Below are 2,142 nucleotides of genomic sequence, written 5' to 3' on the forward strand. Positions count from 1 at the left end.
GCGAGCTCATGGCCTTCGCCACGTTTTCGAGGAAGGTGGTGCTGGCCGCGCGGGGGTTGAACGCCTGGACCCTGTAGGGCGCCGCCTGGGTGGTGCCGCCGCTGCCCGTGTCGGCCTCGACGCTGCCCAGGTCCACGCCGAAGATGATCTGGTGGTTCAGGGTCAGGCTGCGGAAGCCCGCCGCGGGGTCCACGGGGTAGAGGCGAAGCGGCGTCTTCTCGCCCTGGTTCACGTTGTAGCGCTGGCGATAGACCGCCGTGAGGCCCGGTGCGATGTGGCTCTTCTCGTCCAGCTGAAAGCGCGGGGGCACGTCGCGCTGGTTCGGCGTCCGGGGCAGGTCGAACTTCCAGAAGGCGGGGTTCTGGTGCGCCCAGGCGTGCTGGTCGTAGCGCTGGACGGCATACCGGACGGCCGTGTGGTTCGTCACCTCGGTGGTGAGGGTGTAGTGGATCCGCTCGTCGTTGACGGGCCACGATTCCACGGGCACAAACACCCACTGGTTGCCGCCCGTCGTCATGTCGTCCGTCACGTCCCACTTGAAGCGGTCGCAGGCCACGATGTTGCCCTGGACGGAGGTCGTGTTGTCGCGCAGCGCGGCGTTCACCTGGAGGGGTTCGTCCGCCGCCGTGCCGTTGTAGACGTTGGCGATGACGAAGGGGACCTGAAGCGTCTGGGAGGGCGTGGAGGGGTAGGCGGAGCCGGGGTTCTGATGGAACAGGAAATTGCCCCTCACGCTCTCGTATACGCCGGGGTTCTTCCTCTTGACGAACTGGAGCTGGTGCTGCTTCCAGGAGCGGTCGTAGTACGTTTTGCCCGTGGGCGTGCCGGCCGGCGTCTTTTGGACGGCGTAGACGGCGTTGTCCACCAGGGCGTCCGGCGTGACGGCATCGGGGGCAGACGAGGAGAGGTTCACCGTCAGGTTCCCCTGGGAGGCGGGCAGGACCAGAAACAGCGTGTGAATGTCCCGGTTCGAGTCGCGGTCGAAGGCGCTGGTGGAGCGTCCGTTCACCACCTCCATGGAGTTTCGGTTCGACACGATGTCGCCTGAGGCGTCGAGCCCCGTCCCGCCCCTCGCGGCGTCGGCGGTGTCCCCCAGGGTGTCGTAGCCTCCCGTGATCACCATCCACTGCGCTCCCACGCCGCTTGGCCCGTACAGGTCGTCAAACTGATACAGAGCCTCGGCAGGCAGTGCCAGCGCCGCGACGAGCGCCAGGGCCCCGGCCTGCCTCCAAAATTTTCCCATGCTGAAACCTCCTTGGCTGCTCCTGCGCTTTCGCGCCCGATCCATCTTTATTCTTCAGTGGAGCATCGATCGACCCGCAAGGGCTGTTGAAGGCGAGCCGTCGGCGCTTCCTGACGCTTGAACGATCGACGGGGCTGCGCCCCCGATCAAATCAGCGTTTACCTGTCCCTCGACCTCGCGCTCCGGTGGGCGCGGGACAGCCTTCTCTCGTGGCGTGCGGCCCGCTCGTGACGCGTCGCGCGGTCGGGCGCCGCCGGACCTCCTCCTCCGGCGCCGGCTCATCCCCTCCGTCCGGCGCGGCGGTGGCGGGTTCCTCCGGCTCCTCCGGAGGATTTTCCGGACTTCCTCGTCCTTCGGCTTCACCGGCCTCCAGAGGGCCGACGCGGCGATGAGGGACAGGTGGGACACGGGGTCCTGCGCCGCGGCGTGGGCGAAACTCGCGACGATCTCCTTGGACAGGTCCGCGTACCGTCTCTCCTCAAGCGCCGCGCCGAGGCGCGAGAGGGCCAGGGCCGCCAGCGCGTTGGCGGAGGGCAGGTCGCCGTCCTCCGCCGTCTTGTAGCGCATGAAGATGTTCGCATCGCTTCTGGGGGTGAGAAAGAGCCCGCCCTCATCCCGGTCGAGACAGTTCTCGATCATGGCCTCCGCCAGAAGGGCGCCGTAGTCCAGCCAGTCCTGTGCCTGCTTCTCTCCGGCTCCGGCCTTGACGGCGGCGCGGTGGAGCTCCGTCACGCCCCACAGCAGCGCCGCGTAGTCGCCGGCCAAGGCGGGGATATCCGAGCTGCCGCGCCAGCGGCGAAGCCAGCCGACCTTCCTGTCCAGGAGCGTCTTCTGGAGGAAGAACGCCGTGCGCTCCGCCAGCTCCCGCCAATCGGGGCGCTCGAAGGCGGAGGAAGCGC

General features: G+C 68.0%; 2 protein-coding genes. Both read right to left on the minus strand.

The window, feature by feature from the left end; genetic code table 11:
* On the minus strand, positions 1–1,243 hold a 1,243-nt coding region (locus tag SY1_RS08515; RefSeq protein ID WP_208873438.1), incomplete at its 3' end, for a hypothetical protein.
* A 54-nt stretch (positions 1,244–1,297) separates the two neighbouring features.
* Positions 1,298–2,142, minus strand: an 845-nt coding sequence (locus SY1_RS08520; protein WP_208873440.1) for a YyaL domain-containing protein, incomplete at its 5' end; no start/stop codon positions are given.

Source organism: Fretibacterium fastidiosum, from assembly GCF_000210715.1.
Classification (GTDB): domain Bacteria; phylum Synergistota; class Synergistia; order Synergistales; family Aminobacteriaceae; genus Fretibacterium; species Fretibacterium fastidiosum.